The 26,126-nt window shown below is 36.0% G+C and carries 25 protein-coding genes and 8 pseudogenes; 4 read left to right on the top strand and 29 right to left on the bottom strand.

Annotated elements, in window-relative coordinates:
- The 13 genes and pseudogenes from JCM21714_RS24730 to acpS form a co-directional block, all read right to left on the bottom strand.
- Positions 1-186, bottom strand: coding sequence for an STAS domain-containing protein (locus tag JCM21714_RS24730; RefSeq protein ID WP_439644454.1), 186 nt, complete (start codon positions 184-186; stop codon positions 1-3).
- On the bottom strand, positions 165-332 hold the full coding sequence (locus JCM21714_RS24725) for an STAS domain-containing protein (RefSeq protein ID WP_439644453.1): 168 nt from the start codon (positions 330-332) through the stop codon (positions 165-167). Before JCM21714_RS24725 ends, JCM21714_RS24730 begins: the two co-directional genes overlap by 22 nt.
- Positions 333-463: 131 nt before the next feature.
- A pseudogene (locus tag JCM21714_RS09785) lies at positions 464-1,472 on the bottom strand (PP2C family protein-serine/threonine phosphatase).
- Positions 1,473-1,576: 104 nt separating this feature from the next.
- On the bottom strand, positions 1,577-1,987 hold the full coding sequence (locus JCM21714_RS09780; protein WP_035723851.1) for an anti-sigma regulatory factor: 411 nt from the start codon (positions 1,985-1,987) through the stop codon (positions 1,577-1,579).
- 2 nt (positions 1,988-1,989) lie between these two features.
- Positions 1,990-2,348 (bottom strand): annotated as a pseudogene (locus JCM21714_RS09775) (STAS domain-containing protein).
- Positions 2,349-2,362: 14 nt separating this feature from the next.
- A pseudogene (gene rsbRA, locus JCM21714_RS09770) lies at positions 2,363-3,228 on the bottom strand (RsbT co-antagonist protein RsbRA).
- A gap of 170 nt (positions 3,229-3,398) precedes the next feature.
- Positions 3,399-3,753: pseudogene (locus JCM21714_RS09765) on the bottom strand (type II toxin-antitoxin system PemK/MazF family toxin).
- A gap of 3 nt (positions 3,754-3,756) precedes the next feature.
- Complete coding sequence (locus JCM21714_RS09760; protein ID WP_035723849.1) at positions 3,757-4,041, bottom strand: CopG family ribbon-helix-helix protein; 285 nt, start codon at positions 4,039-4,041, stop codon at positions 3,757-3,759.
- A gap of 162 nt (positions 4,042-4,203) precedes the next feature.
- Positions 4,204-5,340: an alanine racemase gene (gene alr, locus JCM21714_RS09755; RefSeq protein ID WP_035723846.1), complete on the bottom strand. Its 1,137-nt coding sequence runs from the start codon at positions 5,338-5,340 to the stop codon at positions 4,204-4,206.
- 416 nt (positions 5,341-5,756) lie between these two features.
- Entirely contained in the window at positions 5,757-6,779 is a 1,023-nt protein-coding gene (locus JCM21714_RS09750) for a LolA family protein (RefSeq protein WP_035723844.1), read from the bottom strand.
- Between the two features lie 157 nt (positions 6,780-6,936).
- The gene (locus JCM21714_RS21375; RefSeq protein ID WP_235182751.1) at positions 6,937-7,752 is read right to left on the bottom strand and encodes an NAD(P)H-hydrate dehydratase; all 816 of its coding nucleotides are present in this window, start codon (positions 7,750-7,752) and stop codon (positions 6,937-6,939) included.
- On the bottom strand, positions 7,730-8,353 hold the full coding sequence (locus tag JCM21714_RS21370; protein WP_235182750.1) for an NAD(P)H-hydrate epimerase: 624 nt from the start codon (positions 8,351-8,353) through the stop codon (positions 7,730-7,732). Before JCM21714_RS21370 ends, JCM21714_RS21375 begins: the two co-directional genes overlap by 23 nt.
- 48 nt (positions 8,354-8,401) lie before the next feature.
- Positions 8,402-8,767: a holo-ACP synthase gene (gene acpS, locus JCM21714_RS09740; RefSeq protein WP_035723841.1), complete on the bottom strand. Its 366-nt coding sequence runs from the start codon at positions 8,765-8,767 to the stop codon at positions 8,402-8,404.
- A 226-nt stretch (positions 8,768-8,993) separates the two neighbouring features.
- Here acpS and JCM21714_RS09735 point away from each other — a divergent pair, with 226 nt between their 5' ends.
- Both JCM21714_RS09735 and JCM21714_RS09730 read left to right on the top strand, forming a co-directional pair.
- Complete coding sequence (locus tag JCM21714_RS09735) at positions 8,994-9,764, top strand: rhomboid family intramembrane serine protease (protein WP_035723839.1); 771 nt, start codon at positions 8,994-8,996, stop codon at positions 9,762-9,764.
- 72 nt (positions 9,765-9,836) lie between these two features.
- Positions 9,837-10,280: a hypothetical protein gene (locus JCM21714_RS09730; protein WP_035723837.1), complete on the top strand. Its 444-nt coding sequence runs from the start codon at positions 9,837-9,839 to the stop codon at positions 10,278-10,280.
- 76 nt (positions 10,281-10,356) lie between these two features.
- Here the strand turns inward: JCM21714_RS09730 and cshA are convergent, their stop codons facing one another.
- Positions 10,357-11,823: a degradosome RNA helicase CshA gene (gene cshA / locus JCM21714_RS09725; protein ID WP_035723835.1), complete on the bottom strand. Its 1,467-nt coding sequence runs from the start codon at positions 11,821-11,823 to the stop codon at positions 10,357-10,359.
- A gap of 404 nt (positions 11,824-12,227) precedes the next feature.
- Here cshA and JCM21714_RS09720 point away from each other — a divergent pair.
- Positions 12,228-13,134 (top strand): annotated as a pseudogene (locus tag JCM21714_RS09720) (DMT family transporter).
- A 12-nt stretch (positions 13,135-13,146) separates the two neighbouring features.
- Here the strand turns inward: JCM21714_RS09720 and JCM21714_RS09715 are convergent.
- The 7 genes from JCM21714_RS09715 to JCM21714_RS09685 all read right to left on the bottom strand — a co-directional run bounded on the left by JCM21714_RS09715 (position 13,147) and on the right by JCM21714_RS09685 (position 18,552).
- Entirely contained in the window at positions 13,147-13,866 is a 720-nt protein-coding gene (locus JCM21714_RS09715; protein WP_035723834.1) for an alpha/beta hydrolase, read from the bottom strand.
- Between the two features lie 120 nt (positions 13,867-13,986).
- Entirely contained in the window at positions 13,987-14,328 is a 342-nt protein-coding gene (locus JCM21714_RS09710; protein ID WP_035723833.1) for a YppG family protein, read from the bottom strand.
- A gap of 61 nt (positions 14,329-14,389) precedes the next feature.
- On the bottom strand, positions 14,390-14,629 hold the full coding sequence (locus tag JCM21714_RS09705) for a glutaredoxin domain-containing protein (protein WP_035723829.1): 240 nt from the start codon (positions 14,627-14,629) through the stop codon (positions 14,390-14,392).
- A gap of 69 nt (positions 14,630-14,698) precedes the next feature.
- Complete coding sequence (locus JCM21714_RS09700; protein ID WP_035723828.1) at positions 14,699-15,175, bottom strand: MarR family winged helix-turn-helix transcriptional regulator; 477 nt, start codon at positions 15,173-15,175, stop codon at positions 14,699-14,701.
- A 53-nt stretch (positions 15,176-15,228) separates the two neighbouring features.
- Positions 15,229-16,653, bottom strand: coding sequence for a hypothetical protein (locus JCM21714_RS09695; protein WP_035723826.1), 1,425 nt, complete (start codon positions 16,651-16,653; stop codon positions 15,229-15,231).
- A 141-nt stretch (positions 16,654-16,794) separates the two neighbouring features.
- A complete protein-coding gene (locus tag JCM21714_RS09690; RefSeq protein WP_235182749.1) occupies positions 16,795-17,334 on the bottom strand; it encodes an ATP-binding cassette domain-containing protein in 540 nt (179 codons plus the stop codon).
- Positions 17,335-17,418: 84 nt separating this feature from the next.
- Positions 17,419-18,552 (bottom strand): hypothetical protein, encoded by a 1,134-nt coding sequence (locus JCM21714_RS09685; RefSeq protein WP_235182748.1) that lies wholly within the window; start codon positions 18,550-18,552, stop codon positions 17,419-17,421.
- Between the two features lie 275 nt (positions 18,553-18,827).
- On the opposite strand from JCM21714_RS09685, the pseudogene JCM21714_RS09680 reads away from it, so the two are divergent.
- Positions 18,828-19,561 (top strand): annotated as a pseudogene (locus JCM21714_RS09680) (YqcI/YcgG family protein).
- Between the two features lie 34 nt (positions 19,562-19,595).
- Here JCM21714_RS09680 and JCM21714_RS09675 read toward each other — a convergent pair.
- From JCM21714_RS09675 to JCM21714_RS09650, 8 genes and pseudogenes are all read right to left on the bottom strand, one after another.
- Positions 19,596-19,916, bottom strand: coding sequence for a thioredoxin family protein (locus tag JCM21714_RS09675; RefSeq protein ID WP_035723825.1), 321 nt, complete (start codon positions 19,914-19,916; stop codon positions 19,596-19,598).
- Positions 19,917-19,993: 77 nt separating this feature from the next.
- Positions 19,994-20,806, bottom strand: coding sequence for a DUF368 domain-containing protein (locus tag JCM21714_RS09670; protein ID WP_035723823.1), 813 nt, complete (start codon positions 20,804-20,806; stop codon positions 19,994-19,996).
- Between the two features lie 12 nt (positions 20,807-20,818).
- The gene (locus JCM21714_RS09665) at positions 20,819-21,607 is read right to left on the bottom strand and encodes a CapA family protein (RefSeq protein WP_268748336.1); all 789 of its coding nucleotides are present in this window, start codon (positions 21,605-21,607) and stop codon (positions 20,819-20,821) included.
- Between the two features lie 25 nt (positions 21,608-21,632).
- On the bottom strand, positions 21,633-21,932 hold the full coding sequence (locus JCM21714_RS22990) for a CapA family protein (RefSeq protein WP_268748335.1): 300 nt from the start codon (positions 21,930-21,932) through the stop codon (positions 21,633-21,635).
- A gap of 187 nt (positions 21,933-22,119) precedes the next feature.
- Positions 22,120-23,947, bottom strand: a pseudogene (typA, locus tag JCM21714_RS09660) (translational GTPase TypA).
- 78 nt (positions 23,948-24,025) lie between these two features.
- Positions 24,026-24,781: a sensor histidine kinase gene (locus JCM21714_RS24030; protein ID WP_369403538.1), complete on the bottom strand. Its 756-nt coding sequence runs from the start codon at positions 24,779-24,781 to the stop codon at positions 24,026-24,028.
- Positions 24,769-25,386, bottom strand: coding sequence for a hypothetical protein (locus JCM21714_RS24025; RefSeq protein WP_369403537.1), 618 nt, complete (start codon positions 25,384-25,386; stop codon positions 24,769-24,771). Before JCM21714_RS24025 ends, JCM21714_RS24030 begins: the two co-directional genes overlap by 13 nt.
- Positions 25,383-26,085 (bottom strand): annotated as a pseudogene (locus tag JCM21714_RS09650) (response regulator transcription factor). Before JCM21714_RS09650 ends, JCM21714_RS24025 begins: the two are co-directional and overlap by 4 nt.
- Positions 26,086-26,126 lie beyond the last annotated feature (41 nt).

The raw sequence follows: 26,126 nt of genomic DNA, 5'->3' as shown, positions 1-26,126 counted from the left end.
TTATTTCCCACCTTGTACAGTTGATTCAATATTCATAATGCTATTTAATCCTGTAATCTCAAAAAGACGTTGTACACGACTTTGTAATCCTTCTAAGCGCATTTCACTATGATACTCTTTCGTCGATTTTAACGCTGCTATGAATACTCCCAGTCCCGTACTATCTAAATAATTGACCTGTTCCAAATTAACAATAACCGTTTCCCCCCTTCACGTTCAGTTAATGGCAAAAGGGCTTCCTTTAACTTGGGAGCTGTATATGCATCAATTTCTCCAGCTAAATTTAAGTTTTGGATAGGTCGATTATCATTCCACTCTATCGTCAGATTCATAATTGTTCACTCCTAATCATTTTTGAAATGTGATTTCATCTATATTATCTAACGTTATGTTTAATCTTAGTCTGTATAAAGTTTGTGCTATGGTTACCGTCATCTATACCCAGTATCCAATAGTAATAAACTTACTTTTTCATGAAGATTAATGTGAAGTCATCTCTTAGATGAAAGCCTTGCAGACGTTCAAAATGACGATATACAAGTTCAACTGCCTCTTGTGCAGGTAAATGCATATATTTGCGGATAACATCCAATATTTCATTGGTTTCAATAAATTGATCATTTACTCGACATTCGGTAACACCATCAGTTAATAAAATTACCATGTCACCAATTTTCATCTCAATATCACATTGTTCATATATAGCAGAGTTCGACACACCAAGTAATAAGCCGTTCGTTTTTATCTCGTGAAATTTATCGTTCTCTGCACTGTAATAGAATCCAGGCTCATGTCCTGCTGACGAAAATTGAAATAAGCCTGTACTCGGATGAAACAGACCATAGAACATGGTAATAAACATACTGGAATGCACATTCCGCTCCACAACTCGATTTAAGTTCTCCAATATGATACTCGGTGTTTGTAATGCATCAGGAAAACTATCTAATGAATATTTAATCATCGACATTGCTAACGCTGCAGGAATTCCCTTTCCAATCACATCAGCAATAGCGATACCAATATTACCTGATGGATCTGTAACAAAATGATAGTAATCCCCCCCGTTCATTTTGGTTGCTGGTACACTTATTGCCCCCTATATCCAATTCTTTAATTTCAGGCTTTGTAGTAGATAATAACGTCTGTTGCATATTAGCAGCCACTAAAATCTCTGATTCTAACTCTCCTTGTTTAGCTCTGAGAGTTTGAAACTCCTGATATGCTAATCCATAAGATATCATTGTTTCTAACAAAAAATTCATCGACACAGATATTTCTTTTGATAAATCAGGAAAGATTTGCTGTAATGCTTGAATATGAACATTTATAATTTCTTCTGGTGAAATATTATGCTGCATGGATAGCTTACTAAATTGTTCTGCTTGATATAGAGATTTTTCATCTTCAGAAACAATATATTTTTCTAATAAGTCTCGATAATTGTTAACATCAAATTTAAAGGATTCCACCCATAGGTCCTCCCAACTGCGACAGCTATGATTTCTTTTTGATTATATATGCCAACTATGATTTAGGAGTATAATGAAAATTTAATCATTAAAATATTACTTAATCATAAGGACGAACGCACCCATTTAATTGTGACGATAGTCGTTCCTTTACCTGGTTCTGTGATAAGGTCAAAATAATCCATTAATCTTTTCACACCTGGCAAACCAGCACCAAGTCCACCAGAAGTAGAGTAACCATCTTCCATTACTTTACTAACATCCGTTATTCCAGGGCCTTGATCAGAAGCAATAATTTTTAAACCTTTTCTATTCATATTCTCCTCTATTTCAAATGACACTTCGCCTTTCTCCGCATACAAATATATGTTACGTGCTAATTCTGATATCGCTGTAGCAATCCTTGCCTGATCAACTGTACCAAAACCTAATTCCTTTGCCAGTTCACGCCCCATTTGTCTGGCTCCCACGATATCCCATTCTTTTTTAATTTTTACACACGATTTTGTCTGCATGCTCACTCCTCCAGTTCCTGGCGAAGTTTAATAAGTCCTTGTTCCAAATCTAATGCTGTCGGAACATTTTGCATATGAATACCTAAATCTATTAGAGTAATCGCGACTGCAGCTGAATACCAGTTAATACTACTTTTGCCCCCCCCATTAAATCTGACATAGAAACAACCTCACCTAGTACTTTAGCAATAAAGGAATCAATAATTTCAACAGAGGTTAAATCAATAACAACTCCTGTTGCGCCACTTTTATGTATATTACTAAGTAAGTCTTCCTGAAAATCAATAGCGGATTGATCATCAAGATCGACTTGAATAGATACCAATAAATAGTTGTATAGTTTTAATATTGGTATTCTCATATAAGAGCCCCTCCTTATTTTAATGAATCTAGAATTTTGGTAATGTCTTCTTCTCTCGATGTATTTAAGTCCACTATTTCACGATTAGTCAAAGATAAAGCTGTTTTAAAACCTTTACGCAATGAACTTTTTGTTGGAAAATTACTTAAATCAATACCTAAATTAACAATGGTCTGAGCAATTTCCGGACGAATTCCCACCAGGATACAAGTTGCACCTATCAAGCGCACAGCTTCAGCGGCTTGAATGATATGATGAGCTACCATTGTATCAACGATAGGTACACCGGTAATATCAATCAGTATGACTTGAGAGTTATGTTTCATAGCTCCTTCTAGCAAATTTTCCATGATTAGCTTGGCGCGTTCCGTATCAATGGTTCCAATCAGTGGCATCACAGTAATATTATCCATGACCGGAATTAAAGGTGCAGAGAGCTCCTGCAATGCCAAGCGCTGTAAGGATACCGTATGCTCCCAACTCCCAGAATATTGATTAACGAGTTGGTTGATAATCGGTTCTACCCATCTTCGACTATTTTTAATATGCGAGAAAACTCATTTGTATCTACTTTATCAGACTGATTTAAAATAAATTCAATCGTTACTCTCCTGAAGGTTTGTAAACCATCTGTTATATAACTTAATGGCCAACCTAAATTAATCAGTCTTTCTGCAAAGTCATCCATTTCCACGGTATCACCTCGATGATTGATACTGGAAAAGATAACATTAATAAACTCTTGATTGGTGGAATGGTACAAGCTTTCTGATATATTAGACGTATAGTCTGATTTTCTTTTCTCAGTTATTTCATCTAACCAGTTTTTTGAAATAATATCACTATTTTCTACTACAATTTTTCTTAATACTTCAGGCATCTTTTCTACCTCCGAAAGATATTATATTTTCTTTTAATTACTATTTTACAATAAAAATACCTTTTTATCGATTATTATACCTTTACACACTTAATACGACAATTTTCTTGTCTAATTAGTAAAAAAACATCCTCGCTTTTATAAGCAAGGATGTTTGGAAGATAAAACATTTAGAAATCAATTAACCCCAAACTAATTTCTAATCCTTTATCTATCCGTTCCATCATGTTACTGTCTAGTTGTGTTATTTTATCCGTTAACCTTTGTTTATCAATCGTACGAATTTGTTCCAACAAAATAACAGAATTGCGTTCAAACCCGTATTTTTCTGCATTGATTTCGACATGTGTCGGTAATTTTGCCTTTTGGATTTGGGCTGTAATAGCAGCTACAATAACAGTTGGACTGAAGCGGTTTCCAATATCATTTTGCAAAACTAATACAGGACGCACACCGCCCTGTTCTGACCCCCACCACTGGGGGGGAAAGATCGGCGAAATATACGTCGCCTCTTTTAACAATCAAGACCTACACCCCCCCACTCACTAGGCGCTCTAGGGTGTTTTCAGCCTCCTCTTCCGCTCGGAAAGCTTCAGAAGCAATATTTAAATTGATTTTAGCCATTTCCATGTAGCCTCGTTGCATTGATTCTTGAATATGACGCTTCTTCGTTTCACGCAAATATGTTTTTGTCGCCTGGCAAATAAAATCACTTAAATTGCTATCTTCACTTTTCATCAAGCCATCCACCTCATTCAGTAGGTTCTTAGGTAACCGCACCGCAACTTCTTGTAAGTCTTCAGACAAAACCATACACCTCCAACAACATTGACAAGCCTATTTATAAAAATCTAACTTAATCATACCATTCTCAAAGAGGCATTGCAAAGGGGGGGTTTTTGATAATTCATCATATTTTTCAACATTATATCTTTAATTATTTCCAGTTATTAGTTATTTTATTAATAAAAACGACTATTGATCGTTACTTGATTGATAAATTCGGGGTACACGATTGCTAATCATACAGGCAATTTCATAATTTATAGTATTTAAATAATCTGCCCATTCATCCATTTCGACACTTTCTGTATGTTGACTCCCAATCAACGTGACGATATCTCCTGTTTTTGCTGGTTTTGTTAATCGTACCATAAATTGATCCATGCAAATTCGTCCAATGATTTCACAACGTTCTCCGTTCACGATAACTTTTGCACCTTGCAACCCTCTGCGAATTCCATCTGCATAGCCTAATGGCACGGTTCCTATCCACTCTTCACTTTCTGTAACATATGTGGCCCCATAACTAATTGGAGTACCTTCTTTTACCTGCTTAACATGAATAAGTCGACTATACAAGGAAAGTGCTGGTTTAAGTTTTATTGGCCTTTCTCTTTTTACTACAGCAGAAGGGTAAAGCCCATACATACTAATTCCAAAACGAACAAAGTCATACATTTTTTCAGGAAAACGCATGCTTGCTGCACTGTTTCCAGTATGAATCATCACTTTATGAAGGTTCCATTCGTTTTGAAACGTCTTCCATAGACGTTCAAAATGAAGAAGCTGATTGTCAAAATGAGTACTGTTTGCTTCATCTGCTGTAGCAAAATGAGTAAAAATAGCTTCTAAATAAAAATTTTCGTCTTTTAATATAGGGATTATTTCAAGTAATTCTGCTTCTGTTCGAATACCAATCCGTCCCATACCTGTATCCCATTTCATATGCACCTTCACTGGCTTTGTTAACTTTAATTCGCGGACTTGCTCAAGCCATTCTTTTTGATAACAAGTCACAGTTATATCAAACTCAACTGCCACTTGAACATCTTCTGGCCTAATCCAACCCATTACAAGAATCGGAGCTTTTAAACCTGCTTGCCTTAAACTAATAGCTTCATCCAGCACAGCAACTGCAAGTCTTGTAGCCCCCCCTCCTTGTAAGGCTGCTTTTGCGACTTCAACATCGCCGTGTCCATAAGCGTTTGCTTTTACTACTGCATATATTTCCGTGTGGTTATTTAGTTTATCCTTTAATTGTTGTATATTATATATAATATGATCTAAGTTCACTTCTACCCAGGAATCACGATAAAATTTATTATTCATGTTGCTATTCCTCATTTCTTCCATTCCTATCTAATCACGCCCTCCATTATAAACCATAATAACGAAATTGCCTATAGTACAAAAATACACATTCCTTCAGAAATGACACAAACTGCGACCTAGTGAAAACTTTTATGGATGGTTATTCTTAAAGAATATTGATGAGTTTATAACCAACGCTGCGGAAAAACACTCCCTTTCCTAGGGGTGCGGCTACAGCTAACTCAGAAAAGCGATCTTTGCTTTTCTGAGTTAGCTGAGGCCATGCCCGCTGAAAGCGAAGTATATGGACGGAGCTTTTGTAAACTCTTATCGTACTTTCAAAGTAAAGCAGTACTTCGCAGTTTAGTTATACTGTGCTATTACTGTTTTTATATGCAAAAAAGCAGACTTCTTAATAAAGTCTGCTTCTGCGGTTATTTCATTGCCTCATCCATTGACATTGATTGTGCTACTTCTTGCATTTCCTCTTTCGTTAATTGGTCACTTGCCAAATAGTAATTAACACCTTGATAGTGCCATTCAAGTGATTTACTTGTCTGGGCACCTATGGTAAATCCTAAATCAACCGGTTCACCATTTACCATTTCAGGGGAGGCTGTACTTGTCGGATAGATACCCATTGTTTCCTGAATAATTGCAAAATTCTTATTTCCCTCATATGACAATAACACTCGTTTTCCATTCTCTATTTCCATTTGATTTTCCTCTACTAGTTCCGCTCCCAGAAGTTCAGATGGATACAAAACGGTTAACTGCGTTGGTAAATCTTCCTGTGCCATGACTGGTACTCCGAAAATACTGCTTGTCATATTAATTTCCATATCAAAGGTATTTTCAGGTAACTCCGGATCTAACTCAAAGTTAGAGTATTCTACTTCAACCAATGAATTCTTATCATGATCTAATACTTTTACTAATACAGGTGCATATGTCTTTTTGTCAAAATAAATAGTCTGATACGGAAGATTACTATTGCTTTCATAACTTGTTTTAGTTTCAAATACGAAATAGTTCTCAGTTGTGGTAAAAGTTGCTTCACTATCGTCCGCTATGTCCTTAATTAGGGATTGAAATAAATACGGCTGGCTGTTATTACTTGGCCACTCACTTTGGAATTTAAAGCTTTTATTTAAAGCAGGTGTTAACACAAAAACACCTTCTTCATTTCGCAATATTATTTGACTGCTCTCTTCATCTTTTTCGTTCTTCAACAAGACGCGATAATAGTCTTTTTTCTTATGGGCTACCTCAATCCGGTACACTTGCTTTTCCTTTCCCGTTTTCAATGTCATCATTGCTTGTGACTGATATGCACTCATATTCTCTGCCATGCTTTCTAACTTTTCAACCACGTCTTCTTTTGACTTCTCCCCCCCACAAGCTGATAAAACGAAAAGCAATACAATACCGATTAAAATGCTTGTATATTTTTTCATCGCGATATCTCTCCTTTGTCTCATCTGACTGGACAAAGGGAACACGATCACCCGTTAAGACAATATACGAAATACTTGCGATAGACCTTCGATCACATCAGTAGCTAATAAATCGTGTTCGGTATGTTGTTCTTGAGAAATCAGCAAATCTGCCGCCTTACCGTGTAAGTAGCATCCGTTCGCTAGCCCCCTCCAGGATATTTTGATGTTGCATAATCATTGTTAGTAGAATACCTGATAACACATCACCTGTTCCACCTTTTGCAAGCCCTGGGTTTCCTTGATTGCTCACAATTTGATCTCCATTAGGTGCTGTTATGATTGTGTTTTTCCCTTTCAGAACCACATATACTTGGTGCTTAGTCGCAAATTGCCTGGAAATTTTAAAGGGCGCTTGTTTAATAGCAGAAACCGGTAAGTCCGTCAGCATTGCCATTTCACCATAATGTGGTGTAATGATAATGGCAGCTTTTCTTTCCGTTTTTTTAGTTAACAATGACTTCAGGTGATATAGTCCATCAGCATCCAGCAGTAGCGGCTTGTCTACATTCTCGATAATAGATGAAACCAATGCAGACTTACTTCTTCCCATTCCCATACCTACTGCGATTGCATCATGTTGTTGTATTGCTTCCAGATCATTCTTTGTAAGTTGATCGGTTAAATTCGGTAATACATGGTAGGTGGCTTCCACACATCCATTTGCAATAATTGGAATGTTTTCTTTTAAAGTGGCAGCTGTTATCAATCCAGCTCCCGAGCGTAATGCAGCTCTCACTGACAAAAGCACCGATCCAGGCATTGTAGGTTGCGCACCGATTATAACGCCTCTTCCATTGGAGCCTTTATGAGCATAAATATCTCTTTGTGGAAAAGATTCCTTTACATTCTGTTTACGCCAGATCCTTTTCGACATTATATCTGAATAGGCAAGCGCTGGAATCCCTATTTTAATTACTTCCCAATCCCCCATAATATTTACTAGTAGGTTCACAGAATGCAGATACCTTTGGCGCTTCAATGATAAAAGTTCGGTTTGCTTTGACAGCTATATCTACATCTTCATCATCATTAGCAGGTAAACCACTTGGAATATCTACTGCAATTCGAATGATATCTAATTGATTGATAACAGCTATCATATTTCGAATTGGCTCACGAATACGGCCTGATACTCCAATCCCAAGAATTGCGTCCACAACAATATCAAACGCTCTTAGTCTTTTCTGCAATTGACTTGCTTCCGTCACATGCTCTATCACACCTGATCGATTTATCCATAATTGCTTATGATAAGCTGAATCTCCCTTAATTTTCTCATCGGTTACTAACTGAAAAAGAGATACGTCAAAGCCAGTATCTACCAAATATCTTGCGATGACAAAACCATCTCCACCATTATTACCTCCACCGATAACTATAGCTATTTTCTGATCAATGGCATAATCTTCTTTAATGTGATGCGCTACTTGTGATCCGGCATTCTCCATCAGTAATTTTCCTGCCATTCCCCCCCCTTCTTCTATCGCAAAACGGTCTATTTCGTACATTTCTTTCGCGGTTACGATGTACATCTTGTTCCCTCCTACCCGCATTAAAATAGTATGAGACAACCTCTCTTATTATGCAGATTCACTTTCAATTATTACCTGAGCAATTGCATATTGTTCACTGTGAGAGATTGAAATAAAGCATTTCTCATTGTTTAACACATTAGTTTTTAGTATAGGGGCACCTGTCTGGTTATTTGTAATTTCAATATCTGCAAAACGCAATTTTCCTATTCCAGTACCCCACGCTTTTGAAAATGCTTCTTTAGCTGCAAACCTTCCTGCCAGATATTCAATTTTTCTTTTTTTCGTTGCTAATTTAAAGTAGGTACTTTTCTCTGTTTTCGTTAAAATACGATCTATAAATTTTGGATGCCGTTCTAAAATCATTCGTATTCTGTTTAATTCTACTATATCAATACCTATACCCTGAATCATAACCATCAACTCCAATTAAATGTCAGTATAGCTTAAAATGGTCTAATTTAAAAACAGAGACTTACTTTTACTGTAACTATTGATTTGTCTTATGCTAAAATAAAGGAAGACATATCAGGAGGTTGCAATCCGTTGTTTCCACTTAACTTCCTTGAAATATTAAGTGCGGATCGAATGGATTGTTAGCGCTGTGATAAAGGAAATATTAATTTAAAGGGAGAATGTTATGTTTATACGGACTGAAAGCTTTAAGGGTTTTCTCCATTTTTATCCGCTAGTCTCCATTATTATTGCGGTTCAAATTGGCATCTGGCTGCTAACGGCCTTTGTACCAGTTATAGGAGATTGGGTTTATTATTATGGATTAGGATCGAATTACCTGATAGACCAAGGCGAATACTGGCGTCTGATTACACCTATTTTTCTTCATAGCGGAGTGGGTCATATCGCGTTCAATTCTTTTGCATTGGTAATATTTGCACCCGCATTAGAACAAATGCTAGGAAAATTAAGATTTTTACTTGTTTACTTTTTTGCTGGAATTGCAGCCAATATTTTAACTTATGTAGTGGAACCTAGTCCAACCTATGTTCATGTCGGAGCTTCCGGTGCCATCTTTGGACTGTTTGGCTTATATCTGTTTATGGTGTTTTTTGAAAAAAGGTTAATTGATCCACAAAATGCTAAATTAATTCTCATTATTTCAGTGATTAGTCTGGTGATGACATTCCTACGCGACAATATTAATATCGCGGGGGGGCACATATTTGGATTTATTGGGGGGGGATTTGCTCTAGGACCAGTCTTGTTAAAAAACGTGGAACCCTTCTCACCACGGAAGTATATACGTCGACGAAAAGTAGTAGATGATGATATTGGATTTGATCCAAATCGCTGGAACAAAAAAAGATATCGTTATAAACCTTATCTTAAACCAATAGTTGTTGGAGCACTTATTATTTTAGTCTTACTTGGTTTAATATCCAGCTTTTTATAGAAAGTATATCGTGCATGTCAAACCGGAAATGGCTCCGGCTAATACTTTAAAACTTAAGGGGGGGAGGATCAAATGTTAGCACTATGGTTATGCACTATCGCAGCAGTCGTTGCTGGACTCGGCATTTTATTCGCATTTAAAAGATTAATGAGAGGACTATCGTACCGGATCAAACGAAGTGAATTTCATTATAAAGGCTTGCAGAAAGATCAAATCCGCTTCTTTATCCAAGTGGCATTAATAGAAGCTATCCCAATCTTTTTGCTTATTTTAGGTTTTACCTTTATGGGCTCAGAAGATCTGTCCATTGTTAGTCTGATTGTTCCTGTTTTAATTATCTTAGCTGTGATTATATATAGTTTCATTCAAATTCAGCAAGTTAAATCAGAAGTGACGGAAGAAGCTACAAAGCTTAATCCACAGGAGCAAAGCTATGTGAGATCATTGTCACTTATTGGATATATGACAACTTTAGGTATACCCATCCTGGCACTTGTAGCGATATTTCTTATTTAATTAGTTTTTAATAGATTAATTCAACAAAAAAGGACACTCGACCACACTAGGCGAGCATCCTTTTTTTCTATGTTATTTATCTGTTCCCTTTATTGGTACGGTTGTTTTGAAATTTACGGTTACGACCACCACTTTGTTGTTGTTTACCCTTACGGCCATATCCACTACGTTTATCATTTCTAAAATTACTATTGTTCCCTTTATTTCCACCTTTTTTCACGCTAACTGGTTGTACGGAAGAAAGCGTTACAGGTGTCAATCTTCTTTCTTTTGTTAACATTTTTAATGCAGCTGAAACAATCGTTACGGAATCATATTCGTCCAATAACTCGCTAGCTGTCTCACGATAATCCTGTAATTCTTTCTTTTCAATTATTTTAATCAATTTATCAACTGTCAGCTGCTGTTGTCCACGTTTTGCCTCATCGTAACTTGGAGCAGTCAAACGTTTTATTTTACTATTTGTTACTTTTTCAATTAAATGTAAATGCGCTATTTCTCTAGGTGTAATAAAGGAAATAGCTTCACCCGTTTTTCCAGCGCGGCCTGTACGACCAATACGGTGTACATAGCTCTCAGGATCCTGAGGAATATCAAAGTTATACACATGTGTAACACCTGAAATATCCAACCCACGTGCTGCAACATCTGTCGCTACTAAAATTTCGATACGTCCAGATTTAAACTGACTCAATACAGAACTACGTTTACCTTGTGTTAGATCACCATGAATACCTTCAGCGCGGAATCCTCGAGCTTGTAAACCATCTGTAAGTTCATCGACACGTTTTTTAGTTCGACCAAAAATAATTGCTAATTCTGGTACATGAATGTCCATTAAATTTGTTAGTGTATCAAATTTTTGCTTTTCATGTACTTCTACAAAGAATTGATCGATATTTGATACGGTCATTTCTTTTGACTTCACTTTTACTTCTTCTGGGTTTTTCATAAGTGTTGCTGCAATATTACGGATTTCTTTTGGCATTGTAGCAGAGAAAAGTAATGTTTGACGATCCTCTGGAATAGCCTTTAAGATATCACGAATATCATCAATAAAGCCCATGTTTAACATTTCATCTGCTTCATCCAATACTGCCGTGTGGACATTATCAACACGTATAGTACGACGACGTAAATGATCCAGTAGACGTCCTGGTGTAGCTACGACAATATGTGGACCATCCTTCAATGCTTTGATTTGGCGTTCCATGTGTTGTCCACCATAAACAGGAAGCGTACGAAGACCTTTGAATTTTGCTATTTTATGGATTTCCTCTGAAACCTGAATCGCTAATTCTCTTGTAGGTGCTACGATAAGTCCTTGAATTTTACGTTCCTGCGGGTTGATTTTTTCGATCATTGGAATACCAAACGCAGCTGTTTTTCCTGTACCTGTTTGTGCTTGTCCAATAACGTCTTTTCCTTCAAGACCTAACGGAATCGTTTGTGCTTGAATTGGTGTTGCTTCTTCAAACCCCCCCATTTTTTCTATTGCTTTCATAATTGGCTCTGAAATACCTAACTCATTAAAATTTGTCACTATTAACTTCTACTCCTTTTTGCTTTATAAATCTCATCTATTATCATTTTTTCGTCGTTATTTTAAGTGTATCCCAGTTTTAATATTTACATAAATAAATTATGCATTAAAGATAGGATAAGTTATCTGTGTAATTTGTCGTTATCGTAAGAAATCTTGCTCAGTCAACTATGATACATACGAATAACAATGAAAAAAGCCTTCCTCCACAGACGGAAGAGGCTTATAAATGACCACTCAATGGATTATTACATCATAACACACTCTTCGATAATATTCTATAAAATATTTCATATCATTTCAAATATTTTATTTTGATTCCTAATAGTTTTTATTATGAATTAGTGGAATAATTGTTATACTAAGAAAAACAACTAATCTAAAATCGTGATGTAGGTGATGTCGTGAATAAACAAATCATTCCGTATTTGGCTATAGTCATAGGAGTACTTTCTGTATCAACGACTGCTGTTCTTGTTAAACTGGCTGATGATGTTCCATCAGCTGTAATCGCAAATTACCGTTTATTATTTGCCAGTCTTATATTACTGCCATATGTCTGGTTTAAAAAAAGAGAAGAATTTAAAAAACTTGCAGCTAGAGATTGGCTTTTCACTATCCTGGCTGGCGTTAGTTTGGCCTTACATTTTATTGTGTGGTTTGAATCTTTTCAATATACATCTGTTGCTAGTTCTGTAGTAATCGTTACACTACAACCGATTTTTGCTTTCATTGGTACCTATTTCTTTTTTCAGGAAAGGTTTTCTGCTGGTACTGTTATCAGTATGTTAATTGCCATTTTCGGGAGTATAATTATCGCATGGGGAGATTTTCAGCTTGCCAACGAAGCACTGTATGGTGATTCCCTCGCCTTCATTGGTGCTATCTTTATTACGTTTTATTTTTTACTGGGGGCAAGGGGTGCGAACGAAAATATCTGTGATGAGTTATACCTTTATTGCTTATGGCATTGGCGGGATTTTGATTATCATATATAACGTAGTAATGGCAAATCCTCTAACAGGCTATCAACCAAATGAGTGGATGCTATTCGCTGCATTAGCAATTATTCCTACCATCTTAGGTCTTAACCTTTTGAATTGGGCGTTGAAATGGGTGAGTACTTCCTTGATATCTATGAGTATTCTTTTTGAACCGATTGGAGCTTCTATTTTAGCTTATTTCATTCTGGGAGAGTGGATCACGTGGTCTCAATGGCTTGGAGGAATGATTGTTATCTTTGGTTTAGTACTCTTCGTTGCCAGTACCAGAAGAAACAGAAAGATGAAGATCACCATCGATCATAGTTAACTCATATAGCCATCAATGGTTCGTGAGCTTCTTGTTCTCTTTCTTTAAAAACTGATACACCGCTTCGACTACCAGGTCTTTATCTTCGCCGAGGCAAATTAAATGCCTGGAATCATGAAAATAGATAATTTCAGCATCAGCAGGAATTTCTTTATCTAGATAGTGAGCTGATTTATATGGAACAATCCCATCTTGAATACCTTGTGCGATAAAGACTGGACAATGAATTCGTTTTAGATATGGTTTAGTAAATCTCATGCACTTCAGAAATTCTATCGTTGATTTTACTGGCACTGCTCCATATTTGCTAATATAATGGGAAAATAAGGGATCGTTTTTCAACTTTTTCCTAACTGCCTTTTGGGAGAAATCTACTAGTGTTACACCGATTTGCGGAATACTGATGTATTTTCGGGATGTCGACAACAATACCAAGCCTTTCACACTATATTTCGCCGCTAAGTATGCTGTAATCATTCCACCCATAGAAAAACCAACCAAGTAAATGGTTGTATGTTGTGTTGCTAATTTTAAATATACTTCTTCTGCTTTATTAATCCAATCTTTATAGGTTACATCTGCCAGGTTTAAGTCTTTGCCTTCCCCTAGCCCGTGTCCAGGCAAACTTGGGATTTCCACATGCCAATCCGTTTTTTCCTTTAAATATATTGCCAGAGGCTCTACTTCATATGGTCCACCTGTAAAACCATGGATAAGCAGACATGCAGTCACAGCTATTACCTCCTAAATAATTTTTCCTATGTATTCTCCTATTTCCGTTTTCATTTATTTCTACACCTATTTTTAAAAAAAATAGAAATCCTTGTCTCATTCGACAAGGATTTAAGACTATTATTTTTGAAAAGTCTTTAATATACTTCCTACATTTTTGAATAGTGGCGAGACTTGCTGATACGTATTGGCTAATTGATTAACGGTTTGAAAGACCTTATCCAGATCCATTTCACCATTTTTATCTTTAAAATAATGAAGCATCGGATTATTTTGTTTCGTAAAGTAAGATGGTTGTGATGTTGAAAAACCCTCATAAGGATTTGGCAGCAATGGCTTCTGATAGTATTGAAAAGGTGTTATTGGCATTGTTGACATATATGTCGGTGGTTGGTATGAATTAATTTTTGGCTGGTAATAAGGATTAGGGTTACCCATGTAACCATTATATCTATAATCCATGTCCTCTCCCTCCCTGAAGTCTACTTTGCTATTAGCCTATGCAAAAAGGGTCAAATCGTTCTTATGCCTTTATCAGTTCAGTAATTTTATTCTGTTGGAATCCAAGAATTTGGTGATTTTTATCGATAATTATCGCTGGTGTTATGTAGATTTCCTGTTGATGCAGCTCATATAAATATTCTTTATGTTGAGAAATATTTTTAATCGAAAAATCAATATTTCGCTGTGTTAAGTAGTCTATAGCCTCGTTACTCTCATTACAATTATTACTAATATAAATATCTATCTGTTGTTTTTCCATGGGCTCTCCTCCTGACCTTTGTTAATCTATAGTAGTATATACCCATTAAAAACAACACTTAAACATTAATTACAACTCATTGTTAGCAAACTCGTCTGCATACCTGCCTAACTGTTTCAACAATTGAATCGCTTCTCTCTTTTCTGTTTCATTTAATCCAGCCGTAATTGCCTCTATTTGTTTCCAATGCTCAGGAAAAATATCATATAGTAATTTTTGACCTTGTTCTGTAAGCAAAGCATAGGTAATTCTTCGATCCTCTGGACAAGGTTTTCGTTTTACTAAGTCTTTTTTTTCTAATTTATCTACTACATATGTAATACTGCCACTTGCTAATAATATTTTATCGCCAATTTTTTGTAATGGTTGTTCTCCCTGATGGTATAATAGCTCCATTACCGCAAAATCTGTTGTGTTTAAACCGTGACTTCTGATATCTTTAGCCACTTGATCAGAAACAGCACGATAGGCTTTAGATAGCACAACAAATAATTTTAAGGAAGGGTCTTGCTTTTTGCTTAAATAGTGATCCTTTGCTTGTTCCATCCCTTACACCCTCTCTTTCACTTTTTTATATAACTCGTATTATAGGCAAACAATTAATCTGAGTCAATTGATGATGGAAAATACTGTATTTTAATTAGGTGCACGATTATAACAAAAACAAATATAAGAACAACTGGATAATACAGACTAGTTGCTATTGCACTATAAATTAGAATAACCATTATTTCATCTAAAAAATATGGTTTGAACCATTTCTGATTAAGTTGCTGCATACGCTTTTCTAACTTTAATTCTAATAGTGAATAAAGGGAAATACAGATAAAAGTCAATTGAGTTATTAACAGTCCATTTACCGTATTCACCGTGATTATCGCAATAGTAATTACAATAACAAGTACAATACTTGCTCCATTTAATATTGATTTAAACGCCTTATTTATTGTCTGCATATTCCAGGGAAGACTATGAAACAATTTATCTTTAAAGATCAAACCAAAATAACTATTCATCATCTGCACAAACATAAAAATAGATAAAGCTGCACCAATACCCTGCAATAATAAGGATCCTCGCGAACTTAATATGAACATACAAGCTACAATTGCAAACAAGGTGATGTATAGACCTTGTAAATTGCTCCCGATACTGCGGAACCATAATTTACGCAAAACAATTATCGGATTTTGATAGGGATATGGTAAGGGTTTCTTTTTGGACTTAAAAAGCGACTGAAGAAAATAATTTTTCCGCTGATTTTCAACTTGATCCATTCTACTCATTTGTTGAATAAAGAACATATTCCATACTTTTTGATCACTTTTTTCGACTACTTTCATCCAATTTGTATGTGCTAATTTTCTTGGCCACATCCATATATGAAGACAAGCTAACAATAGTATGACAGCGTAAACAAACAAGGAAGAATCATCTATCCATATAAAGGCTATTCTCAAAATTCCCAATACAATAATTCCAATTAGATATATGCCTAATTTTTTAAACCCATCAATCTGGTAAAAATACCATTGTGGCAAAAGCGTTAATATCGAAACAAGGGTTATCGTTCCGTACCATTGTAATAAAAAGTCAGCCGTTATCGGCGTAATGAGCAAAAGAAGAAGAAAAATAACAAAAATACCGATAAAGCGTTTTTGTATCCCTTTCCCAAACTGATATAACCATATTTTACGTACATCATATGGGAGCGATGTTAGCTTCCACTCAGCACTGGTAATAAGTACGCCAGGAGATTGAAAGGATTGGAAAAGCATGCCGACTACTAATCCTATAATAACTAATGGTAAAAATGGTTGCACAAGATCTTGATATGTAATAAGTACAGTTTCCATTGATTTTAATACATCATAAGCAATGAACAGTAACATAAAGAGAAAGAATCCTGTATAAATAGTGATTGTCCAGTCAAATGCAACACCAAATGCCAGTTTATATAATCGCTGTTTCTTAATCATTCGATTCTTCTTTAAAAATTTTAAAATTGACATAGTATCTTTCATTTGAGAGTTCTCCTCGTTAAAGATTGGAACTCTGCGATTGCGCCCTTCTCTTCTACTTTTCCTTTATGAAGCATAATATAGGAATCTGCCATCTCCTCCATTCTTTCAAGTTGATGAGAAGTTAAAAGAATACTCGTTCCATTATTCCGCTTCTATTAAAAGTTCCTGTAAATCTTGAGAAGCATGTACATCCAATCCCATAAATGGCTCATCAATTAGCAAAAGCGATACATCTGGTAAGAAGGCACAAATCGTTTGCACTTTTTGTCGCATTCCTTTTGATAGTGCTTCCGGATATTCATTCATTTTATCCGCTATTTCAAACTGCTCTGAGAGTTGTTTAGTGCGCTCTGTAAATGTATCCTCGTCAATCTGATAGCTTTGCCCATAGAGTTGAAAATGCTGCATCGTGGTTAACTCCGGTAATAAAAAAGGTTCCTCTGGTATGTATGATAGTTGCTTTTTAAAATTTACAAATGATTGCTCTTGATTAATTTTGTTTAAAATAATGGAACCTTCCTTTTTATTCTGCCAGCCCATTATTGTCTTCATAACAGTAGATTTCCCTGCACCATTATGACCAATAAGACCTACAATACTCCCATCAGGTACAAGAAAATCCACATTCTCTAAAATGGTGTCTCTTCCGATTTCTACCGTTAACTGGTGAACCTCTAACATGACATCTTCTCCTTCCCCCCCTTTTCTATTATACGAAAAATGTCATGAGATGGTTTCACTTGCTCTATGTTTCTGCTTTAAATTTTACACTTGTGCTTCTTTCTCTTCTGCTGCCTCTTGTTTTCTATCAGCAGCTTCCTTCTTCTTCTCTGCTGCTTCTTTTTTCTCTTGAGTGGCTTCCTTCTTTTCTTCCTGTGCTTCTCTCACAAGTTCGTAACGCTGACGTTGACGATAACCATACGTACCAGATAAAACTACTTCTTCATTTTCTAAACTAGAACCTAGTGCCCCCCCAATAAACGTGGAGACACTTGTAGCCATCCATGCTAATTGAAAGTAGCTACTGTATCCAATCGGTTTATTTATTTGTGATTCTAACATATCCATTGGTATGAGGAGAAAAACAGCGGCTATAAAAAAAACAAATAATATAAAATAGTAAAGTACCACGGTGGTTAGTAAGGTAAGTATAGTGGTACCATTATATAATTTGCGCAAATAATTACTGTACCTATTATCGCGCTTTTCCCATAAACTATGAGACATAATTATCCAAAACACCAACAAGCTGATAGCAATAACAGATACGAGCACCATTCGCATCGCTTCATAACTATGACTTAACTTCCATAAAGTCGGGAAAACAAGCGCATAAACACCTGTAGTAAATGCAACAATTAATATTTTGATAAAGGAAGGAAACAAAAGCCATGGCCGGTTTGCTCTTACCATACCCGTTATCATGCGGATACCACCCCGCAAACGCGATTTCACGGTATACCGAACTCCAAAGTTTGAATCCTTTTCATCTGAAATGTCTTTTAGAATAGGTGATAATTGATTAAACTTAAGCTTTCTCATAAAATGGTGATTCTTATCACTACTCATCAAATCTTCATTTTTAGATTTTTCAACATTCATCTCTTGCACAAGAAGCAAAATAGACTCTTTAATTCGTTTAATTAGCGGAAAGGCCCCCAGTCCAGGTAAACTTATTAAGGACACTCTTTTTTCCTCATTTGCTTCTGCAACAATTAAACTATGGTTTTTAAATAACGGCAGATCTGTTAAACAAACCGCAAAATCCCATTCTTTTTCTTCCTTTTTCTCATATAAGGCTTCCATGACTTCCTTTGAATTTTCGGTAATACCTGTTAAAGGGTGACCAAAGTATTCAATATCCCACTGATAATTACTATCTATATATTTATTTAGCAAGTAAGGGAGTGTCTTTATTAGACTCTTCCCGATTTTTTAAGTATACCACGGCGGTGTCACCACCCCCCCTAAAATGTAAGTATTTTCTTTCATGCTTTCTGTGTTCCTCCTTTATTAGCCAATTTCTTAAAATTTTTAATTTTATTTAACTCTCAGGGAAGAATATAAATTTAGTTAGAAATTAATGTTTCTCTTGTTTCATTTTCGAGAATATAGTAACTATAATATCACTAATAGTGACTACTTAAACTTTTTAACTAAAAAGGAGATTTTTTATGTACGAAGCTAGTCAATCACAATTATTAACAAAAAACTCGATGGAAAACACTTCCCATCTTCCATCATGGTTATATCAAGAATATAAGACGTTCGAAGAGATCGTAACAAATCCCACCTTCCCATGTTTTTTTGGAATGACAGGACAACGAAAAGGAGAATTACGTTATACGTATCTTGCACAAGATGATTGGCGTCACCTACCAAAAACAGTAGAAAGTTTTTTGCAATTATTAGAGAGGACCGATGCTAAAAGGCACGGACTATTTATTTTTGTTGAACCTGAAAAAAGGAGAGGTCGATTGAATATTATCGGGACTATTTTTGGAGAGTATTGCAATACCTTCATTCTCAGGACGCTACTCCTTGGCCAGAAAATGCTCCAAAAGACCCTGAACACTACTTATGGGACTTTCATTTTGGTGGCGAACCTATCTTTGCCTTTGGTAATGCACCCGCGTACAAACAGCGCAAAACAAGGAATTTAGGTCATAGCCTCATCATTGGTTTTCAACCACGGAAAATTTTTAGGGGATTAGAAGGAACAGAGAAAGGCGGAATTATGTCAAGAGAGAAAGTAAGAGCACGTGTAGAAAAATGGGATCACTTACCAAAGCACCCTGACATCAGTCACTTTGGTGATCCTACTCATAATGAGTGGAAACAGTTTTTTATTGGAGATGATAGTAAACCGATCAAAGGAACCTGTCCTTTTCATCATAAAGGTAAATAAAAACATAAAAAAGAGACAGTGGAAATCCTGTCTCTTAACCAAGCTCTTGTTGAAGAAATTCCTCAATATCGCCCGGAGTTTTTGTATAGGCACTGTGTCGATGTGCGATTTTTTCACCATTTTGAAAAATAAGTAAACTCGGAATACCCATCACATCATATTGCTCTGCTAATCCCTGTACTTCATCACTATTTATTTGATACCAATTATAGTTCTGATATTTCTCCAAAACATCACCGATAAACATATCCATTCGTTTACAATCTGGACACCAGTCGGCATAAAACTTGATAATTACTGGATCTTTAGAAGCGATAATTTCATTAAATTGCTCTATTGTATTAATTGCTTCCATCTCTAATAACTCCTTTATATCAAATTATTCTTTGCATCAAAATTAGCATGAACCTAAGCTTCACGCAACTATTCTGTTTAGCGGTATTCAACTCTACCTAACAAATATGCAAAAAGTAATCCTCCTGCAAAGCTAATTACACATACTACTGTTCCACTTATATTAGTAGGAAAACCGGGAAAAATAACAAAGACAGAGCCAATCACCATTCCTATTACTACTGCATATGTAGCAGTAGGAAAAGTCTCTAAAAAATAATGAATTACCTTACTCATTATTAAGATACCTAAGAAGATTCCAATTCCGACTATTAAAATAATCATAATATCCAAATTTTTTATTGCACTAATAATGGTAGTATATGATCCTATAACATATAACAAAAAGGAACCGCTAATACCCGGCAAAATCATCGCAGAACTCGCAATAAAACCCGAACCAAACAACCAAAGATACGTGCTCATTGTAAAATCTATTACAGGCTCAGGCTCACCAGTTTGAAAAAAGATCATAGATCCCACCAGACAAATTCCTAGAAAGGTCATAAAAATATGTTTTGGTTTAAACGTTCTTTTTGCTTCTGATTTTTGAAGAAGAAAAGGAAGTACACCAATGATTAATCCTAAAAAGGCAAATTGTGTTTGCTTTGGATAATGTTCAAATAACCACTCAATTACACCTGCTAATAAGAAAATTGCAGTCAAAATCCCTATACCTAGCGGAATTAAAAACATTAAATGTTTCTTATATTCTTTACTAAAAAAACCATTGATAGCTTCAATTAAGCGGTCATATATTCCTAACACAACTGCAATTGTACCACCACTTACACCGGGAACTACATCACTTGCTCCCATTAACAATCCACGATAAATATTACGCCATTCCATTTCACATTCTCCTTATTCGATAAACTCTAAATCTTCTATATTTTGAGATAAGTGCTGCCTGATCTCTTCAAGATAACTAGATCGATTTGGTAATTGTTGAGTGTCTATTTCTTTTAGAGGAACTACCGCAACATTCTTCAATGATTCACCAGATCTTTCAAATGAGACAAATGTAGGTAAAAAGTCTGGAGAGTGCACCGTGATTTTTGTTTTATCTTTGCTCTCTTTAGAAATTTTAAATTCAAATATTCCACCTGTCCGTTGATATAATTCATATTGGCCTGATACGAAATTCCCTAATGAATAAGCAACCAATGTTTGATTGCCGTTTTTCCCTTCCACCCATTCAATGGGCTGCAGTACATGTGGATGATGCCCTATAATCACATCGACACCAAGATCTGCCGAATATTGCACCAGCTCCTTTTGTTGTTGGTTAGGCAGAGGCTGATATTCTTCTCCAAAATGGTAGCTGACAATTATAGCATCCGCCATGTCTTGCGCTTTAGCCACATCCGCCTTAATTTGAGTGCGATTAATCAAATTAACTAAATATTCTTTTCCAGGAGGAATGGTCATTCCATTTGTTCCATATGTATAACTGAGAAAAGCTATGGATATTCCCTCATCAGTATTGATCACTCTTATCCTCTTTTTATCTTCCTCACTTTTAAAGCTACCAGTGTAATCCATTCCTATTTTTTCATAATGATTAATCGCGTTACGGATAGCTTGTTCACCTCGATCTAACGTATGGTTATTTGCCATCGTTACAAGATCTACCCCCCCTAATTCTTTCAAATCATCGCCTAATTCAAATGGGCTGTTAAATTGAGGATAGTGGATAAACCAATTTTTTCTCCCCCCCCATTATCGTTTCCTGATTTGCCATCGTAATCGTTGGGCTTTTTAAATATTGAGATATTGGCTCAAGCATTGGGATAAAGTTATAACGCTCGCCATTCCATGCATCATTATATACCGTGGAATGAATCAGCAAATCTCCAACAGCAGCAATAGTAACCTCCTGTTTCAACGATGCTATAAATTCGCCTTCTGTTTCCTTGATAGCCGTTTCGTTTTTATTAATAGAATGATTTTGTGCTTGATATTGATCTGAATTCATACATCCTGTCAACAAAGATATGATTAGTAGTAGCCAAAAGATGTAATTTCGCATGGTATACCTGACTCCTCTCGAAAAGCTTCTTTTATTCTACCATAATTTTTTATGCTTCCTGTAAAATAATGCAATTAATTATGACAATAACATAAGAAAACCAGTGAGAGGCTTCTCACTGGTTTTCTATTCGTTATACAGTTGATCTTTTTGCCGCTTTTTCACGTTCATTTTTGTTTAAAATTTTCTTGCGAAGACGAACATTTTCTGGCGTTACTTCACAATACTCATCATCATCTAAATACTGAATCGCTTCTTCTAATGTCAAACTGCGCGTTTTACGAATTGTTGCTGTTTGATCTTTATTTGCGGAACGAACATTTGTTAAATGCTTCTCTTTAGTAATATTTACAGTTATATCATTTTCACGATTATGTTCGCCAACGATCATCCCGGCATAGACTTCTGTACCTGGTTCAACAAAGATAACACCACGATCTTCCAGGTTCATTATACCGTAAGTCGATGCTTTTCCATTTTCCAATGAAACCAATACACCTTCTCGACGTTCACCAACATGACCTTTAATAAATGGTGCATATTCGTCAAATGAATGATTTATAATTCCATATCCACGTGTTTGTGTCATAAATTCTGTTGCATAACCAATTAAACCCCGAGATGGTACTTTGAATTCCATACGAACCTGTCCAGTCCCATGGTTAACCATATCAATCATTTCGCCTTTACGTGCTCCTAATGACTCCATAACCGGTCCAGTGTATTCTTCTGGAACATCAATTTGTACACGTTCAATTGGTTCACATTTGACACCATCGATTTCTTTAATAATTACTTTTGGTTTAGATAGTTGAAGTTCGTAACCTTCACGGCGCATGTTTTCTACTAAAATAGACAAATGCAGTTCCCCGCGTCCGGATACAATCCAAGCGTCTGGAGATTCAGTTGGGTCCACACGCAAACTTACATCTGTCTCTAATTGTGACAATAATCGTTCTTCAATCTTACGTGAGGTAATATACTTACCCTCTCTACCAGCAAAAGGGCTATTATTGACGACGAAGGTCATTTGTAATGTAGGTTCGTCTATACGTAAAATAGGTAATGCTTCTTGATGTTCAGTAGGGCAAACCGTTTCACCTACGTTAATATCTTCCATACCAGCAATCGCAATAATATCTCCTGATTTAGCTTCTTGGACCTCAATTCGCTTAAGGCCAATGAAACCAAATAATTTACTAACGCGGAAGTTTTTAACCTTCCCATCTGTCTTAATAAGGGAAACTTGTTGGCCTACTTTAATCGCTCCACGAAATACACGGCCAACTCCGATACGTCCCAAATAATCGTTATAGTCCAACATCGTAACCTGGAATTGTAATGGTTCATCGGCATTATCTAGTGGTGCTGGAATTTTTTCTAGGATGGTTTCAAAAATTGGTTCCATGGTATCCTTCTGTTCTTCACCAGGAAACTTGACGTTCCATTTAGTGCTGAAGCATAAACAACAGGAAATTCTAATTGATCATCATCTGCACCCAACTCAATAAATAAATCTAGAACTTCATCGATAACCTCTTCAGGTCGGGCACTTGGGCGGTCAATTTTGTTTATTACAACAACAGGTTGCAATCTTTGTTCGAGTGCTTTCTTTAATACAAATCGTGTTTGAGGCATGCAGCTTCATAGGCATCAACGACAAGTAATACACCGTCTACCATCCTCATAATTCGTTCTACCTCACCACCAAAATCAGCATGGCCAGGAGTATCTAATATATTTATATGTGTGTCTTTATAATCAATGGCAGTGTTTTTGGCTAAAATGGTGATTCCACGTTCCTTCTCAATATCATTGGAATCCATTGCACGTTCTGCTACTTGTTCATTTTCGCGAAATGTTCCTGAATAATAGAGTAACTGGTCAACTAACGTAGTTTTACCATGATCAACATGGGCAATTATCGCAATATTGCGAAGGTCTTCTCTTAATTGCGTCATTTCATTCTCTCCTCTTAGTGATGCGTTCATTGTTTAACAACTTATCTAGTATATCATATTACTAATTAAATGTTATCATTAATCGGTATTTTTTTCATGTTTGGTGAATAATATGCTAAATTTTGCACCTTTATTTATGGTATTTTCTGCTTTTATTATACCTCCTGAGCGTTCAACAATCGCTCTGGCAATCGCCAGTCCAAGTCCTGTTTCCCCCCCACTTTTCCCTTTCACAAAACGGTGAAATAATTTTTGTATCACATCTTCGTCGATGCCATTCCCATCATCTACTACCTCTATTCGCAGTTGATTATTTTCCGTTCGAACTGAAATTTCTACGCGCTGATGGGCATGACGGATCGCATTCGTTACAATATTCATGACTGCCTGCAGCATCTTCCCCCCCTCGTCAAATGACAAGATGTGATTCGTTATTTTCGTTAAGATAATTTCTTTATTCTGATCATTGGCAATCGGTATCGCCCGTTCCATTACTTTTTCGATAAATTGCTCTACGTTTACTTTTTTCACGTGATAAATATCTGCCTCACTATCCAGCTTCGCTAATAAGATAATTTCATTAATAATTTTTTTGAGCCGATTGATTTCTGCGACCATAACATTCAGCCCACGTTCTGCATCTTCTCCTTCAAAAATTCCATCTTTTATTCCTTCTGCATATCCCTGAATCGTCATGAGAGGCGTTTTTAATTCATGACTAGCGTTTTGAAAAAAGTGATGCTGAGATTGAATAAAATTGTTTAATTCATTTGCCATTTCCACAACACTCTGTTCAACTTCTTTTATCTCTCCAGTTGCTTTTATTTCTTCCATTTCATCAAATTGACGCTTTTCAATTTTTTCAATTGATGACGTAATTTCGTTAATGGCGTCACTAGTTTCATCGTTAAATAATGGCTTAATAAAACGGCTACCACTATCCCAATGATAAAGATTAAAAAGAGCCGATTAATTAAACTTTTCTGTACCTCTTGCAGATCATCCAAAGGTGTTAACAATACTAATTGCTGGGTGGCACTCGGAGAATAGAACGGAATAATCGAAACTACATATTGATCCTCTTTTCCTTGCCACAAAGGTTGTTCTGGATTATTAAGATCATAATCTGCTATCCATCCTTCTATTTTCTTCATATTTGGAATAGACGAAAATATGATTCTTTTACTACCTTCATCATAAGCAAACACCTGCAAATTATATTGTTCTAACATTTGTAATAATCGTTGGACATTTGTCGTATTGTTTAAATCCTCAGATAAAATAAAATTAACGATCAATTCGCCTTTGTCCTCTAACTGACGTTGTTCATCTTTAATTAACATTTGCAGCATCTGAGAATAGATGATAATGCCTGCAACCGTCATAATAATCACTAATAAAGTGGTAAAAGCAAGCGTTAATTGATATTGCAGCTTCATGCCCGTTCCCCCCCGTCATACTCTAATCGATAACCATATCCCCCCCATACTGTTTCGATCGGCAGTCTATCCATCTTTTTTCTTAAACGTTTGACAAGGTCATCCACCGCACGATCACTTCCGAAGTAATCATCCCCCCCATACTAATGTTAGTAATTCTTCCCTGGAAAAGGCCCGATTAGGTTGCCTTGCGAAAATCTCCAACATATCAAATTCCTTTGAGGTAACCTCTATTTCTTGTTGATTCCAATGTACAATGCGAGCTCCCTTATCTATTTCAAGTTTGCCCAAATGTATCAGATGGGAGGCCGTATTATTTTGAATTGGCTGCAATTCAGTACGTTTAAATAAACGCTTTACACGCGCTACTAGCTCTCTTGGACTAAAGGGTTTTGTCAAATAGTCATCACTTCCTAATTCTAAACCTAATATTTTATCTACTTCTTCATCTTTTGCCGAAATAATAATGATAGGTACTTCACTAACTTGACGGATTTTCTTGCATAATTCATATCCATCCATTCCGGGAAGCATGATATCCAGTATCCACATATCAGGTTGGCCAGTTGATGTGAGCTCCCATGCATCTTCTGCTGTTTCTAACAATGTAACATGATACCCCCCCTCTTTTTTAAGATAGGCATTGACAATATCCCGAATATTAGCATCATCTTCTACTATATAAATTTGCTGGTTCACCATATGTTCCACCTTTCCGTAGCTCTCTTTATCATATTTTC

It is taken from the genome of Gracilibacillus boraciitolerans JCM 21714 (assembly GCF_000521485.1).
GTDB lineage: Bacteria > Bacillota > Bacilli > Bacillales > Amphibacillaceae > Gracilibacillus > Gracilibacillus boraciitolerans.
This window is presented reverse-complemented; position numbering and strand designations above follow the sequence as displayed.